This window comes from Methylobrevis albus, assembly GCF_015904235.1.
In the GTDB taxonomy this organism is placed as follows: domain Bacteria; phylum Pseudomonadota; class Alphaproteobacteria; order Rhizobiales; family Pleomorphomonadaceae; genus Methylobrevis_A; species Methylobrevis_A albus.
Genome location: NZ_JADZLT010000040.1, coordinates 261,759 through 277,143 on the forward strand (window position 1 = coordinate 261,759; position 15,385 = coordinate 277,143).

Here is a 15,385-nt window from a genome sequence, read left to right on the forward strand (position 1 = left end):
CCCTCGCATGGTTTTGGCACATTGCCCTCGTACGGACAAGGAATTGGCCGGTCCGGCGCCAATTGTTAACAGGGTGTGAAGATGGTCGAGGGCAGCCGCAGGTCGGCGAAGGGCCCGTCGCGGCGACGCGCCGCCACGCCTTCCGCCCCGGCCGTGCCGAGCGACGCCGAGCGGCGCTATCTGGTGCGCGGCCTCACGGCGCCGGGTGGCAAGCTGCCGCTCTACGACATCGAGGAGCGCAGGATTCCGGCAAAAATCATCGAGGACTGCCTCGCGGCGGGCTGGGCGGAACGCTGGACGAGCAACCCGGTGAAGCCCGACTGGCTGGTCTGCCGGCTGACCGAAACGGGCCGCGCCGCGGTCACGTCGCGCCCGTCGCCACCCGGCGGCGACGAGGGTTAACCGCCATTAACCATATTTTCACTTTTCTGCCTGAAAGGCCGGCGCCAAGCGCCTCAGCCGCCGACCGAATCGCCGCTCCGGGCGCCGGGTGTCGACGCAGGCCGCGGGGCGCCGGGAGGGACCATGGGCGAGGGTGACGGGCGGGCGCCGGCCGGGCCGGGACGGGAACCGCCGATCGATGCGGCGCATCTCGCGGCGCAGACCTTCGACGACGCGGCGCTGGCGCGCGAGGTGCTGGCGATGTTCGTCGCCCAGGCGCGGCGCCTCATCGGTGAGGCGAAGGCCGGCGGCGACCTCGGGCGCATCGCGCACCTTCTCTCCGGCTCGGCGCGCGGGATCGGCGCGCACCGGGTGGCGGCGGCCGCCGCGGCGGTGGAAACCGCCTCCGTGCGCGGGGAGGACGATCCCGGCGCTGCCTTCGCCGAACTCGAAGCCGCCGTCGACGATGCGGTGGCGGCGATCGAGGCGGGCGACATCGGCGGCGCTTGACGGCAGCGTTTCAGTGGTTATGTCGGGAAGCGCCGCACGGCCGCGTCCTTTCGCGCCCGGTGCTTTCCGATGCGAAGGACCTCCATGCCCAAGATCACCTACATCACCCACGACGGACGCGAGTTCACGGTCGAGGCCGGCGTCGGTTCCACGGTCATGGAAAACGCGGTGCGCAACATGGTGCCCGGGATCGACGCCGAATGCGGCGGCGCCTGCGCCTGCGCCACCTGCCACGTCTACGTCGACCCGGCGTGGGCGGAGAAGACCGGCGGTCCGTCGCCGATGGAAGAGGACATGCTCGACTTCGCCTTCGAGGTCGGCCCGACCTCGCGGCTGTCGTGCCAGATCAAGCTGAGTTCGGATCTCGACGGACTGGTGGTGCGGGTGCCCGAGCGGCAGGCCTGAGGGGAAGAGATCGGGGCACGGGGCGGCGGAGCGCTTCCCATCGGGCTGGCGCATCCCTCCCCCTCGTGGGGAGGGTGGCCCGGCCAACGGCCGGGTCGGGAGGGGTAACAGCCTCGCCTTCGTCCGTGGAGAGGCCGTTACCCCTCCCGGCTCGCTGCGCTCGCCACCCTCCCCACGAGGGGGAGGGATGAATCCACCCTCATGGGAAGGGACGTGCGGCTCGGGACTCAGCCCTCAGTCCACCCCGCCTCACGCCGCCTTCAGCGAGAGGCCGAGTTCGGCGGCCTTGGCGCGGATGTCGGGCAGCGGGCGCTGCAGCTTCAGGCTGATCACCTCGGCCGTCGCGCCTTCCTCGGCGAGACTGACGAAGCGGCGAACGGCCTCGGTGGACCAGCCGGTGCCGAGCGGAACGGGATCGCTCATCGTTGGTTCCTCCTGGTATCGCGCCGGTTCATTCCGGCGACACCCGAGGATCTGGGGCCAGGCGCGGCGGCGTGCAAGGCATGCGGGCGGATTTCGCCGGCGCACACGCCAACCGCCGGCTCAGACGTTGAGCAGCAGGTATTCCCGTTCCCAGCTCGAGATCACCCGGTTGTAGAGCTGCAGCTCCAGTTCCTTCACCTCGATGAACGCCTCGACGAAGCGGGGTCCCAGCACGCGGCGCAGCGGCTCGCAGCCGCGCAGCGCCACCAGCGCGTCGTGCAGGTGGGAAGGCAGCGAGACGCCGAGGGTGTGGGCGTCGACCTCCACCACCGGCTCGGGCGGAATGCCTTCCTCGAGGCCGAGCAGGCCGCAGGCCAGCGTCGCGGCGGTCGCGATATAGGGATTGGAATCGGCGCCGATGACGCGGTTCTCGACGCGCCGGCTTTCGGGGCCGGAATCGGGCACGCGCAGGCCGCAGGTGCGATTGTCGCGGCCCCAGTGCACGTTGATCGGCGCGTCGGATTCGAGGCGGATGCGGCGGTAGGAGTTCACGTTCGGGCAGAACAGGCTCATCGCCTTCGGCACGTAGCGCTGCAGGCCGGAGATGTAGTGCATCAGCGCGCGCGTGTCGGAACCGTCGGATTCGGCGAAGATGTTGCGGCCGTCCGAGGTGCGCACGATCGACTGGTGGATGTGCGTCGCCGAGCCCGGCTCGTCGACGTGCGGCATCGCCATGAAGGTGGCGATCATGTCGTGCTTGCGGGCGGCGAGGCGGGCGGTGCGCTTGAACAGGAAGGTCTGGTCGGCGCGCTCGATGGCGCTGCCGTGGCGGAAGTTCATCTCGAGCTGGGCCGGGCCGGCCTCGTGCGCCATGGTGGCGATCTCGATCCGGCTCGCCTCGCAGTAGTCGTACATCAGGTTGACGACGTGGTCGAAGTCGTTGGCGTGCTCGATGCCGTAGGCCTGGCGGCCGGATTCGCGCCGGCCGGAAAGGCCGATCGGCTTGGTGAGCGGCAGGTCGGGGTCGTCGTTGCGGCCGACGAGATAGAACTCGAGCTCGGGCGCCACGACGGGACGCAGGCCGCGGGCCTCGTAGAGCTCCAGCACCCGGCGCAGCACTGAGCGCGGGGCGAAGTCGACCGGGGTGCCGTCGGCAAAGAAGCAGTCGCAGATCACCTGGACGGTCGGTTCCTCGTACCACGGCACCGGGCGCATGGTGCCGAGGTCGGGCACGCAGCGCACGTCGCGGTCGAGCGGGTTCACCACTTCGGAATCGTCGGCGGTGTCGCCGGTGACGGCCTGAAAGAACACGAACTCGGGCAGGCGGATGCCCTCGTCGATGACGCGGATGAAATCCTCGCGCGGCACGATCTTGCCCCGCATCATGCCGTTCATGTCCGGCACGATGCACTCGACCTCGTCGATGCGGTTGTCGCGCAGCCATTGCACGCGGCCGGCGCGGTCGGCCGGGAGCGCGGACATGGCTGTTCTGGAGGCTGTCATGGGGGGCTCCCGGACGGAATCGGCCACATCGGGCCGCATCGTCAGGAGATAGCTTCAACCGCGCCGGCTGTCATGTGGCGGCGCAGCGCCGCCCCGACGCGGGAACTCAGCCCGCGTTGCTCGCGGAGCGCGGCTCGGCCGCCCGGCGCAGGGCGGCGAGATTGTCGCCTTCGGTCTTCGCATCGCCGCGGCCGATCCGCTCGACGGTGACGTCGCAGCCCGGCAGCAGCGTCGCGAGCGTCAGCAACGCCTTGGCGTCGAACTGCACGGCATCGGCCGACGATGCGCGCGCCCGAAGGTACATCTCGCGCGAGATGTCGAGATGCTGAGCGGCGGCGACGCCGGCGTCGAACAGTTTGGCCGGGTCGTAGCATTGGATGCTGAGCTCGGTCCGAAAGCGCATGGCCGCTCCGATCCTCATTAGAAGGTATAATGACTTGTACGCGAACGAATATTGATTGACCATTCAGTCAAAAAGCTGGGCCGCCATGCATTAACGCATGACTGTCGGCTTGGAGTGCCAAAAGCTCAACTTTTTCAGGCGCTTCATCGCGTGCATTCCGGTTCTCGACAGATTGCCACGGATTCCGCGGATATCGGGTCGGGGGATCTCGTCCCGGCCGGGCGCGCCTGCAACTCTGAAGATGACATGCGGTACAACGCTTATGCGGCGATAGAGTGGCGCTAAGTAGAATTACGAATTAAAACACTTGTTCAGTAACGGTAACAGTTTGATTTGTAGATATAATTTTAATCTTCGGTTGCATCTGAGGGGGTGTTTGCATGCCGGTTGCACGGGATCTGCGGGTCAGCGTCGATGAACACCTCGACATCGGCACCATCGCATCGGCATCCGGCGACCTGCGCCGTCTCGCGCAGGACAAGATCAAGGCCGTGCAGGCGGTAACGTCGCAACTCAGGATGCTGGCGCTCAACGCGATGATCGAAAGCGAGCGCGTCGGCGAACTCGGCCGCGGCTTCCAGGTCGTCGCCGCCGAAGTGCGCGAGATCGCCGCTCGCGTCGGTGGCATCACCCAGGAACTCGACAAGGAACTCATCGAGCGGATCGACGCCATCACCGACATGACCTCGCGTCTGGCGGCGAGCGCGGCGGGCAGCCGGATGGTCGACCTCGCCCTCAACGCCATCGAGATCGTCGATCGCAACCTCTATGAGCGCACCTGCGACGTGCGCTGGTGGGCGACGGATTCGGCGGTGGTCGACTGCGCCACGGCGGGCGCGACGCGCGACACGGTGCAGCGGCTCGGCGTCATCCTCAATGCCTACACCGTCTATCTCGACATCTGGATCGTCGGCCTCGACGGCCGCGTGATCGCGAGCGGCCGGCCGGAGCAGTTCGCCGTTACCGGCCGCGACGTCTCGCACGAGGCCTGGTTCTCGGATGCGGCAGGCCTGCGCAGCGGCGACGACTATGCGGTCGCCGACGTCGCGCCGCAGCCGCTGCTCGGCGCGCGGCCGGTCGCGACCTATGCGACGGCCATCCGCGCCGGCGGGGCGGTGAACGGGCGGACGATCGGCGTGCTCGCGGTGCATTTCGACTGGGAGCCGCAGGCGCGGGCCGTGGTCGACGGCGTGCGGCTGACGCCGGAGGAGCGGGCGCGCTCGCGGGTGATGCTCGTCGACGGTCGCGGCCGGGTGATCGCCGCGTCGCCGCCGGTGCCGGCCGGGCGGGCCGAAGTGTTTCCGCTGGAGTCCGGCGGACGCCGGTCCGGCCACTATGTCGACAGCAACGGGGGCACTGTCGGCTTCCACGCGACGCCCGGCTACGAGACCTATCGCGGCCTCGGCTGGTACGGCGTCATCGTGCAGCAGCCCGCCTGATCCGGCCGGCGAGGGCAGGAAACAGCCCGTGCCTAACGGGAGAGCGCGCTCATGGCGGCGTCGAGGCCGGCGAGCGTCAGCGGATACATCCGCCCGCCGACGGCCTGGCGCACCAGCCCGACCGAGGCGGTGTAGTCCCAGTGCGCCTCGGGCAGCGGGTTGAGCCAGGCGAGCTTCGGCCAGGCGTGCGTCACCCGGGCGAGCCAGGCGGAGCCCGGCTCGTCGTTCCAGTGCTCGACCGAGCCGCCCGGATAGGTGATCTCGTAGGGGCTCATCGCCGCGTCGCCGACGACGACGATGCGGGTGTCGGCCGGGAAGGTGTGGATGAGGTCGATCGTCGGCACGCTCTCGACGTGGCGACGGCTGTTCTCGCGCCAGACCCGCTCGTAGATGCAGTTGTGGAAATAGAAGTGCTCGAGGTGCTTGAACTCGGAGCGCGCCGCCGAGAACAGCTCCTCGCAGATGCGGACGTGGTCGTCCATCGAGCCGCCGACGTCGAGCAGCAGCACCACCTTCACCGCATTGCGCCGCTCGGCCCGCATGCGCACGTCGAGCCAGCCCTGCCGGGCGGTGGCGTCGATGGTGCCGCCGAGGTCGAGTTCGTCGCGGGCGCCGGCCCGGGCGAACCGGCGCAGGCGCTTCAGGGCCACCTTGATGTTGCGGGTGCCGATCTCGACGCGGTCGTCGAGGTCGCGAAACTCGCGCCGGTCCCAGACCTTCACCGCGCGGCGATGGCGGCTGCGGTCCTGCCCGATGCGCACGCCCTCGGGATTGTAGCCGTAGGCGCCGAACGGCGAGGTGCCGGCAGTGCCGATCCACTTCGAGCCGCCCTGGTGGCGGTCCTTCTGCTCGGCGAGGCGCTGCTTCAGCGTCTCCATCAGCTTGTCGAAGCCGCCAAGCGCCGTGATCTCCGCCTTCTCCTCCTCGGTGAGAATGCGCTCGGCGAGCTTCTTCAACCACTCGTCCGGGATCTCCGCCGAAACTGAATCCGACAGAAGTTCCAGGCCCTTGAAAACCTGCGAGAAAACCCGGTCGAACCGGTCGAGATGCGCTTCATCCTTCACGAGAACCGCACGGGCGAAATAGTAGAAGCGCTCGACGTCGAGGTCGGGCACGTCCTGCTCCATCCCGGCCATCAGGTCGAGGTACTCGCGGACCGACACCGGCACGCCGGCGGCTTTGAGCTCGGTGAAGAAGGTGAGGAACATCGTCGCATCGCCCGCTGCTCGAGCGCCGTGCGGGCGGCGCGTGCCCCGGCGCGGAATCAGGCTATAGTCGCGCTCGGGGCAGGCGGGTCAACCGGTCCGCTGTCGCAGACCGCCCGGAACGGGGTCGCGCCGGGCCGGACGGACGCCTGTCTTCCGCGGCACGCGGCGGGTCCGGACCCGCAGGCGCCGCTCTTCGCAACGGCCAAGGATACCGAACCCGCATCATGGCGCGACTGCTTCTGCTTCGACACGCGAAATCGGCCTGGGGCGACCCGACGCTGCGCGACTTCGACCGGCCGCTCAACCTGCGCGGCCGCGCCTCGGCACCGCTGATGGGGCGGCACATGGCCGACCACCGGCTGGCGCCCGACCGGGTGCTGTGCTCCAGCGCCCGGCGCACGCGCGAGACCTTCGCCGGCATCCTGCCGTTCTTTGCGACCGACATCTCGGCGCACTTCGTTCGCCGGCTCTACGAGACCACCGAGGCGGGCTACCTGAAGACGATCCGCGATCTCGGCGGGGCGGCACGCACGCTGCTGGTGATCGGCCATAATCCGACGATCCAGTCCTTCGCGCTCTCGATGATCGACCGCGGCAACCCCGAGCTCACCGAGCAGATCCGCGAGAAATACCCGACCGCCGGGCTGGCGGTGATCGACGTCGACGGCGACGACTGGTCGAAGCTGGTGCCCGGCACCGGCCGCATCGTCGCCTTCTTCCGCCCGCGCGAGCTGGAACTCGTCGGCGGCGAGGAGACGGAAGAGGTCGACGACTAGGTTCGGTCTGCCTCCGGCAGGGCGTCTTTTGCAACGGGGCCGGCGACACCCTACATCGGGGTCGCATCTCCGGCGTCGCAGCCGGCCATCCGGCCCCGAAGGACGAACCCCGCTTGAAGCTCACCTCGCTCGCCGACGACGCCCGGATCGCGCTCGACAATCTCGTGGACTTCGCCGGCGGGCTCGCCGGCGGCGGCCAGATCCGCCTCGGCGTCGCGGGCCTCGCCCGCGCCGGCAAGACCGTGTTCATCACCTCGCTGGTGCACAACCTGGTGCACGGCGGCCGGCTGCCGCTGTTCGAACCGTGGCGCAGCCAGCGGCTGATCGGCGCCGAGCTGAAACCGCAGCTGCACGACGACGTGCCGACGTTCGACTACCGCTCGCATGTCCGCCAACTGGTCGACCAGCGCACCTGGCCGGAATCGACGCGGCAGATCGCCGAGATGCGGCTGACGATCGCCTATGAATCGGCGACCTTCCTCGGCCGCAACATCGGCGCCGGCAAGCTGCACCTCGACATCGTCGACTATCCGGGCGAGTGGCTGCTCGACCTGCCGCTGCTCGGCAAGGATTTCCGCACCTGGTCGCGCGAGGCGATCGACCGGGCGCGGTCGATCGGGCGCAGCGACATCGCCGGCGCCTGGCTCGCCGCGCTGCCGGGCCACGATCCGGCGGCACCCGAGAGCGACGAGGTCGCAGCCGAAGCCGCGCGGCTCTTCACCGCCTATCTCGCCGCCTGCCGCGCCGATACGCACGCCCTGTCGCTGGTGCCACCGGGCCGCTTCCTGATGCCCGGCGATCTCGAGGGCTCGCCGGCGCTGACCTTCGCGCCGCTGCTGCTGCCGGGGGAGGGCGGCGCGCGCAAGGACAGTCTCTGGGCGATGATGGAGCGGCGCTACGAGGCCTACAAGCAGGTGGTGGTGAAGCCGTTCTTCCGCACCCACTTCGCCCGGCTCGACCGGCAGGTGGTGCTGATCGACGCGCTCGCCGCGCTCAACGCCGGCCCCGCCGCGGTCGCCGATCTCGCGCTGGCGCTGGAGGAGATCCTCGCCTGCTTCCGGCCGGGGCGATCGTCGTGGCTCGGCTCGGTGCTGTCGCGGCGGATCGACCGCATCCTGATCGCCGCCACCAAGGCCGACCACCTGCACCACACCAGCCACGATCGACTCGAAAAGCTGATGAGCCGCATCTTGCGCTCGTCGATCGACCGGGCGCGCGATGCCGGTGCCAGCGTCGAGGTGAAGGCGATCGCGGCGGTGCGGGCGACGCGCGAGGCGAGCGTGCGCCAGGGCGGCGAGACGCTGCCCTGCATCCTCGGCATTCCGCAGGCCGGCGAGACCATCGACGGGCGGCGGTTCGATGGGTCCGAGGAAATCGCTTTGTTTCCCGGGGACTTGCCGGAAGATCCCGAAGTCTTTTTCCAGGTGGTTGAGAGCCTGATTCAAGCCGCTCACGCGCGGATCGACGCCCTGCACGGCGACGGAGCTCAAGTTGAGAATCCGATTCATGACGTTTCAGCGACGAATCCGGGTGCTGCGGGGCTGAATCCGGCGGGGCGGGCAGGGCCCTGGTCGGCGCGGCGTTCCCCGGTCGAGGCGGCCGGATCGCTGGTGCCCGACCTCCGCTTCCTGCGCTTCCGGCCGCCGCGGCTCGAGGTCACCGCCGAAGGCACCACGCTGTCGCTGCCGCATATCCGGCTCGACCGCGCGATCGACTTCCTCATCGGAGACAAGCTGGCATGAGCGAGACCCCGTCGCCGCGCCGACCCACCGCCTTCCGTCTCGACGACCCCGACGTCGTCGTCGCGGGGAGCCGCGAGGCGCCGGCCGGCCGCATCGTCGTCGAACCCGAGCCGGACGACGTGCCGGCGCTGCCGGTGCCGCCGCGGCGGCGCGGTTTTCGCTGGGGCCGCCTGTTCTGGAGCGGCGTCGGCGGTCTCGTCACCCTCGGCATCGGCCTCTCGGTCGACCGGCTGGTGCGCGACCTGTTCGCCCGCGAGGACTGGCTCGGCTGGCTCGGCCTCGGCCTCGCGGCGCTCGCGTCCGTCGCGGCGGTAGCGATCATCGTGCGCGAGGTCGCCGGGATCTGGCGGCTGGCTCGGATCGACGAGCTGCGCGCCGATGCGGCGGCGGCGGTGCTGGGCGACGACACGCCGAAGGCGGTGAAGGTCGCCGAGGGCCTCGTCGCGCTCTACCGCGAGCGGCCGCAGACGGCGCGCGGGCGGGCGGCGGTGGCCGGCCACCTCGGCGAAGTCATCGACGGGCGCGACCTGATGGTGCTGGTCGAGGCCGACCTCGTGACGCCGCTGGACCGGGCGGCGCAGCGGCTGGTGGCGGATGCGGCGAAGAAGGTCTCGATCGTTACCGCGATCTCGCCGCGGGCGGTGGTCGACCTCGTCTTCGTGCTGGTGACGGTGCTCGGGCTGATCCGCCGCCTCGCCGACCTCTACGGCGGCCGGCCGGGCACGATCGGCTTCCTCGGGCTCACCCGTCACGTCTTCGCGCATCTCGCCGTCACCGGCGGCATGGCGGCGGGCGACGGGCTGGTGCAGCAGATCCTCGGCCACGGCATCGCAGCGCGGCTCTCCACCCGGCTTGGCGAGGGCGTCATCAACGGGCTGCTCACCGCCCGCGTCGGGCTGGCGGCGATCGACGTCTGCCGGCCGATGCCCTTCGTCGCCGCCACCCGGCCCGGCATCCAGGAGGTGATGGGCGGGCTGATGCCGGAGGCCGAGGCGAAGACGCGCTGACGCGGCGCGTCGGGCTCGTCCGGCCCTCGTCCGGCGTTGACGGCGGCGCGGGCTTGGACCACCTTCCGCCGGCCTATCGCCCCGAGCCGCCGGTGCCCACCAGATGTCGAGCCCGCCTCCCGTCGCCGACGCCGTCGCCTCGCATTTCGATCCGTCCGGCCTCGCGCCCGGGCTGATCTGGGCCTATCGCTTCCGCCCTGGCGCAGCGCCGGTGGCGGTCGGCGCTGCGGCGCTCGAGGCGGGCGGCGAGGGCTGGACCTGGATCCACCTCAACCTCGCCGACCAGCGCTGCCGCGCGCTCCTCGCCGGGCTGACGTCGCTGCCGCCGGCCGCGCGGTCGTTCCTGCTGCTCGACGAGGAGGCGTTCGGCGTCGAGGCCGAGGGCGGCGCGCTGCACGGCGTCTGCGCCGACTTCTGCCGCGAGTTCGAGCGCGGCGACACCGCCGAGATCGGCCGGCTGCGCTTCGCCTTCAACGAGGCCGTCGTCGTCACCGGCCGGCGCACGCCGCTGGTCGCGGTGCACGATCTCGGCGTGGCGGTGGAGGCGGGCCTGCGGCTGGAGGCGCCCGCGGACGTCGTCACCGAGCTGATCGGCCGCTTCACCACCACCGCCGGCCGGCTGGTCCGCAGCATGATGGCCGACCTCGACACGATCGAGGACCACGTCGTGTCGGACGAGGTGAGCCAGGAGCGGCGCAATCTGGTGCCGGTGCGGCGCCAGGCGGTGGGCCTCCACCGCCAGCTCGCGGCGCTCACCGAAATGGTGCGAGAATGGGAGGAGCGCGCCGAGGTCGACGGCGGCACCTGGGCGCTCGCCGACGTCGGCCGGCTCGGCGACCGGCTCGCGGCGATCGGCGGCGGGGTCGCCACCGTGCAGGAGCGGGCGCGGCTGCTGCAGGACGAGGTGGCGGCAAAGCTCGCCGAGGAGACCAATCGCTCGCTGCGGACGCTGTCGCTGATGACCGGCATGATGCTGCCGGGCAGTCTCGTCGCCGGCTTCTTCGGCATGAACGTCGCCAGCCTGCCGCTGACCGACACGCCCGGCGGCTTCTGGATCGCCGTCGCGGTGGCGTTCGCCGCGACCTGGGGCTTCTACATGCTGCTGCAGAAGCTGAGCTGAACCGTCAGCGGCTCTCGCGCCGGGCCATGAAGGCGAGGCGCTCGAAGAGGTGGACGTCCTGCTCGTTTTTCAGCAGGGCGCCGTGCAGCGGCGGGATCGCCGACTTCGCGTCCTTCGCCCTGAGCACCGACGGGTCGATGTCCTCGTTGACGAGCAGCTTGATCCAGTCGAGCAGCTCCGAGGTCGAGGGGCGCTTCTTCAGCCCCGGCGTCTCGCGGATCGCGAAGAAGGCGCCGAGCGCCTCCGACAGCAGTTTCGGCTTCAGCTTCGGGAAGTGCACCTCGACGATCGCCGCCAGCGTGTCGGCGTCGGGGAAGCGGATGTAGTGGAAGAAGCAGCGGCGCAGGAAGGCGTCGGGCAGTTCCTTCTCGTTATTCGAGGTGATCAGGATCACCGGCCGCTGCACCGCCTTGACCGTCTCGCCGGTCTCGTAGACGTGGAACTCCATGCGGTCGAGTTCCTGCAAGAGGTCGTTCGGGAACTCGATGTCCGCCTTGTCGATCTCATCGATCAGCAGCACGGGGCGCACCGGCGCGGTGAACGCCTCCCAGAGCTTGCCGCGGCGGATGTAGTTCGCAACGTCCGCGACGCGCGGGTCGCCGAGCTGGCTGTCGCGCAGGCGCGAGACGGCGTCGTATTCGTAGAGCCCCTGCTGCGCCCTGGTCGTCGACTTGACGTGCCACTCGATCAGCGGCGCGCCGAGCGCGCGCGCCACCTCGCGGGCGAGCACCGTCTTGCCGGTGCCCGGCTCGCCCTTCACCAGCAGGGGGCGCTCCAGCGTCACCGCGGCGTTGACCGCGACGACGAGATCGTCGGTCGCGACATAGCTTTCGGTTCCCTGGAAACGCATCGGCCTTCGGCTCCCGTCCGGTTGATCCCGGGGGAGGGTAGGGGCGCTTGTGCAGCGCGGCAAGCGGGCGTGCGCAAGCGCCGCGGCGGCGCCGGCGACCGACATGCCCCGGCAGCTTTTGCCGGCATCGCCCGGAATTGCCGGGACCTGGGGGGTACGCACGCCGGGCCATCGCCGCAAGCCATTGATTTATATCGCGCCTTCTGCCGCGAAGCGCTGGCATGCGGCTTGCGCTTGGAAACCCGAGGCGGTCTCGCTCATCCGGACCGCGGACCATTTGCAACGAACGGGGAATTCGGCCGTGGGTATCCTCTCAGCCATGAACAAGTCGGTCGGCGGACTGGCTGCACAGGCGTTCGCACTCGAGAACATCTCGGGCAACATCGCCAACACGCAGACCACCGGCTACAAGCGCACCGACACGAGCTTCCAGGACCTGGTGCCGAACGGCGGCGGCCGCGTCAGCATCCAGCCGGCCGGCAACGTCACCGCGACGTCGCGCGCCACCAACACGGTGCAGGGCGCGATCGAGGCGTCGCAGTCCGAGACCTCGATGGCGATCAAGGGCGACGGCTACTTCGTGATCCGGCAGAAGGCCGGCGAGGTGGATGGACGCCCGATCTTCACCGAGCAGAACATCTACACCCGGCGCGGCGACTTCGAGATCGACAAGGACGGCTATCTCGTCAACGGCGCCGGCTACTACCTGACCGGCCTGCCGATCGACCAGGCGACCGGCAATCCTTCGGGCGACGCCACCGAGATGATCCAGATCACCAACGACGCGCTCAACGCCGAGGCGACGCAGGAGATCGAGTACCGGCTGAACCTGCCGAGCAGCCCGCTGACGGCGAACGCGGTGCAGGATCCCGACACCGAGGGCTCCGAGCTCTGGACGCCGACCGATCCGGACACGAGCTCGATCTCGGCCGCCAACTCCAGCGACTTCCTCAACGAATCGATCTCGGGCGGCGCGGTCACGGCCTATGATGCCAACGGCACGCCGGTCGGCGTGCAGTTCCGCTGGGCGAAGGTCGAAGTTCCGGCCGACGCAGAGGCGGGCGTCACGGACAGCTGGCAGCTGTTCTATCTCTCCAACTCGAAGGCGACCGGCGACGAGCCGATGTGGACCAACGCCGGCGAGCGCTACGACTTCAACGCCGGCGGCCGGGTGGTCAGCCCGACGACGACGCAGCTCTCCATCCCGGACATGACGATCAACGGCGTCGATCTCGGCGACATCCGGCTCGACCACGGCAGCAACGGCCTGACCCAGTACGACGACCAGAACGGCGTCACCAGCGTCACCCGCCTGACGCAGGACGGCGTGCCGCCGGGCGACTTCGTCGATCTGGCGATCACGGACGGCGGCCGCGTGGTGGCGAGCTATTCGAACGGGAGGACGATCGAGGTCTACCAGATCCCGCTCGTCTCCTTCAACGGCGACAGCAGCCTGCGCCGGCTCGACGGCGGCGCCTTCGCCCAGACGAAGGAGTCGGGTGCGCCGGTCGCCGGTGCATCGGGCTCGATCGTCGGCTCGTCGCTCGAAGCCTCCAACGTCGATCTCGGCGAGGAGTTCACCAAGCTGATCGTCACGCAGCAGGCCTTCTCGGCCAACTCGCGCGCCATCACCACGGCGAACGACATGCTCACCGAGGTGCTGAACATCGTCCGGTGAGCCGCCAGAGCGTGGGCGGAGCGCGGTTCCGGCGGCGGGTTAAGCCGAGGCCGGGACGCGCGCTCCGGCGCGAGGAAATGCGATGAGCATCACGAATGCCCTGCGGACGTCCCTGACCGGATTGAAGGTCAACCAGCGCGAGCTGGAGGTCGTCTCCAACAACATCGCGAACGCCGATTCCGTCGGCTATACGCGCAAGACGCTGACCACCAGCGCCATCGTCGCCGACGAGCGCACGATCGGCGTGCGGGTGACGGCGATCAACCGCGAGGTGGACCTGCAGGTCCAGAAGCAGTGGCGCTCCAGCGCCGCGGCCGGCGAATACGCGCGCATCCGGTCCGACGCGATGACCCGGCTGGACAGCTTCTATGGTGGCCCGGCCAACGTCAGCTCGCTCGACCAGCTGTTCTCCGAGTTTACCGGCGCGATGGAGACGCTCGCGACGTCGCCGGAGGACAATGCGGCGCGGATCGAGGCGGTGGCGGCCGCCGACAGCCTCGCCGCCAGCCTGCGCACCCTCTCGGCCAACATCCAGGCGCTGCGCGGCGAAACGGAATCCTCGCTCGCCGATGCCGTGGACGAGGCGAACTCGCTGCTCGCCCTCATCGCCGACCTCGACAAACAGGTCGTCGCCGCCCAGTCGTCCAGTGCGCCGGTCGGGCTGCTCGACCAGCGCGACGCGGCGATCGACAGCCTCTCGAAGCTGATGGACATCCGCGTCGAGGAGGACAAGTTCGGCAAGGTCACGATCCACACGACCAGCGGCCAGCAGCTCTACGGCGCCACCGTCTCGCGGCTCGGTTTCGACGAGCACGGCGTCGTCAACGCCAATTCGCAGTGGACCGACAGCGCCGAGACCCGAACGCTCGGCACGGTGACGCTCGACACCGGCGACGGCATGAAGGTCGACCTGTTCGCCGCCGGGGCCTTCCGCAGCGGTTCGATCGCGGCCTATCGCTCGCTGCGCGACGATGCGCTGGTGACGGCGCAGGCGCAGATCGACGAGCTCGCCTCGGTGATGGCGCGGGCGATCTCGAACACGACGGTCGCCGGCGAGGCGGCGAGTGCCGGCGGCGCCGAGGGCTTCGATCTCGACGTCTCGGGGCTTGCCACCGGCAACACGATCTCGCTCGCCTACAAGGACGCGGCCGGCGTCGACCGCCGGGTGACCTTCGTCGCCACCAACGGCGGCGCCTCGCCGGGCAACGGCTTCACGGCCGACCCGAAGGACACGGTCGTCGCGGTCGACACGCGCGGCGGCTCGGCCGCCCTTGCTGCGGCGATCCAGCAGACGCTGGGTGCGGGCTTCCAGGTCACGAGCCCGTCGGACGGCAGCATCCGCGTGCTCGACGACGGCGCCGGCGGCAGCACGGACGTGACCGCCCTGTCCGCTTCGGTGACGCTGACGGAACTGCAGTCCGGCGAACCGCAGTTCGCGCTCTTCGTCGACGGGCGCGCCGGCGGGCAGGCCTTCACCGGCTATTCGCTGGGCGCCGACCAGACGCGCGGCTTCGCCGAGCGGATCATGGTCAACCCGGCGCTGACGGCCGACTCCGCGCTGATGGTGAAGTACGCCGAGACGACGACGAGCGCCGACGCCACCCGGCCGCGCGCGCTGCTCGACGCGCTGACCAGCACCACGGCGATGTTCAACCCGGCGACGGGGGTCGGCACGACGTCGGCGCCCTACACCGGCACGGTGAAGAACTTCCTGACCCAGGTGCTCTCCACCCAGGGCGCCCAGATCGCCTCGGCGCAGCGCATCAACGAAGGACAGTCGATCGTCACGGCGAACCTCGAGGAGCGCTACCGGGATTCGCAGGCGGTCAACATCGACGAGGAAATGGCGCGCCTGATCGAGCTGCAGACGGCCTACCAGGCCAACGCCCGCGTCATGAAGGCGGCGCAGGACATGATCGACGCGCTGTTCGGAATCTGAG

15 protein-coding genes are annotated in these 15,385 nt (G+C 69.9%); 10 read left to right on the plus strand and 5 right to left on the minus strand.

All coding sequences use genetic code 11. The features are described from left to right. Positions 1 to 81: 81 nt before the first annotated feature. From I5731_RS03255 to I5731_RS03265, 3 genes are all read left to right on the plus strand, one after another. Positions 82 to 402, plus strand: coding sequence for a hypothetical protein (locus I5731_RS03255; RefSeq protein ID WP_197309927.1), 321 nt, complete (start codon positions 82 to 84; stop codon positions 400 to 402). Between the two features lie 123 nt (positions 403 to 525). Further along, positions 526 to 891, plus strand: a complete 366-nt coding sequence (locus I5731_RS03260; protein WP_197309928.1) for an Hpt domain-containing protein — start codon at positions 526 to 528, stop codon at positions 889 to 891. A gap of 84 nt (positions 892 to 975) precedes the next feature. Continuing rightward, positions 976 to 1,296 carry a 2Fe-2S iron-sulfur cluster-binding protein gene (locus I5731_RS03265; protein WP_197309929.1) on the plus strand — a complete coding sequence of 107 codons (321 nt, stop codon included), beginning with the start codon at positions 976 to 978 and terminating at the stop codon, positions 1,294 to 1,296. A gap of 249 nt (positions 1,297 to 1,545) precedes the next feature. Here I5731_RS03265 and I5731_RS03270 read toward each other — a convergent pair whose 3' ends face one another. From I5731_RS03270 to I5731_RS03280, 3 genes are all read right to left on the minus strand, one after another. Continuing rightward, positions 1,546 to 1,719 (minus strand): hypothetical protein, encoded by a 174-nt coding sequence (locus tag I5731_RS03270; protein ID WP_197309930.1) that lies wholly within the window; start codon positions 1,717 to 1,719, stop codon positions 1,546 to 1,548. A 120-nt stretch (positions 1,720 to 1,839) separates the two neighbouring features. Next, entirely contained in the window at positions 1,840 to 3,201 is a 1,362-nt protein-coding gene (locus I5731_RS03275; RefSeq protein ID WP_197309931.1) for a glutamine synthetase family protein, read from the minus strand. A gap of 127 nt (positions 3,202 to 3,328) precedes the next feature. Next, complete coding sequence (locus I5731_RS03280) at positions 3,329 to 3,625, minus strand: hypothetical protein (protein WP_197309932.1); 297 nt, start codon at positions 3,623 to 3,625, stop codon at positions 3,329 to 3,331. A 380-nt stretch (positions 3,626 to 4,005) separates the two neighbouring features. Between I5731_RS03280 and I5731_RS03285 the strand changes: the two genes are divergently transcribed. Next, a complete protein-coding gene (locus tag I5731_RS03285) occupies positions 4,006 to 5,064 on the plus strand; it encodes a methyl-accepting chemotaxis protein (RefSeq protein WP_197309933.1) in 1,059 nt (352 codons plus the stop codon). 32 nt (positions 5,065 to 5,096) lie between these two features. Here I5731_RS03285 and I5731_RS03290 read toward each other — a convergent pair whose 3' ends face one another. Beyond that, a complete protein-coding gene (locus tag I5731_RS03290; RefSeq protein ID WP_197309934.1) occupies positions 5,097 to 6,272 on the minus strand; it encodes a vWA domain-containing protein in 1,176 nt (391 codons plus the stop codon). Positions 6,273 to 6,496: 224 nt separating this feature from the next. On the opposite strand from I5731_RS03290, the gene I5731_RS03295 reads away from it, so the two are divergent. From I5731_RS03295 to I5731_RS03310, 4 genes are all read left to right on the plus strand, one after another. Continuing rightward, positions 6,497 to 7,048, plus strand: a complete 552-nt coding sequence (locus I5731_RS03295; RefSeq protein WP_197309935.1) for a SixA phosphatase family protein — start codon at positions 6,497 to 6,499, stop codon at positions 7,046 to 7,048. A gap of 113 nt (positions 7,049 to 7,161) precedes the next feature. Next, complete coding sequence (locus tag I5731_RS03300) at positions 7,162 to 8,790, plus strand: YcjX family GTP-binding protein (protein WP_197309936.1); 1,629 nt, start codon at positions 7,162 to 7,164, stop codon at positions 8,788 to 8,790. Then, entirely contained in the window at positions 8,787 to 9,797 is a 1,011-nt protein-coding gene (locus I5731_RS03305; RefSeq protein ID WP_197309937.1) for a YcjF family protein, read from the plus strand. Before I5731_RS03300 ends, I5731_RS03305 begins: the two co-directional genes overlap by 4 nt. Positions 9,798 to 9,900: 103 nt before the next feature. Continuing rightward, positions 9,901 to 10,917 (plus strand): CorA family divalent cation transporter, encoded by a 1,017-nt coding sequence (locus I5731_RS03310; RefSeq protein ID WP_197309938.1) that lies wholly within the window; start codon positions 9,901 to 9,903, stop codon positions 10,915 to 10,917. A gap of 4 nt (positions 10,918 to 10,921) precedes the next feature. On the opposite strand, the gene I5731_RS03315 is transcribed toward I5731_RS03310, so the two are convergent. After that, complete coding sequence (locus I5731_RS03315; RefSeq protein WP_197309939.1) at positions 10,922 to 11,767, minus strand: AAA family ATPase; 846 nt, start codon at positions 11,765 to 11,767, stop codon at positions 10,922 to 10,924. 301 nt (positions 11,768 to 12,068) lie between these two features. Between I5731_RS03315 and I5731_RS03320 the strand changes: the two genes are divergently transcribed. After that, on the plus strand, positions 12,069 to 13,445 hold the full coding sequence (locus tag I5731_RS03320) for a flagellar hook protein FlgE (RefSeq protein ID WP_197309940.1): 1,377 nt from the start codon (positions 12,069 to 12,071) through the stop codon (positions 13,443 to 13,445). Positions 13,446 to 13,527: 82 nt separating this feature from the next. Next, positions 13,528 to 15,384, plus strand: a complete 1,857-nt coding sequence (gene flgK, locus I5731_RS03325) for a flagellar hook-associated protein FlgK (protein ID WP_197309941.1) — start codon at positions 13,528 to 13,530, stop codon at positions 15,382 to 15,384. Position 15,385 lies beyond the last annotated feature (1 nt).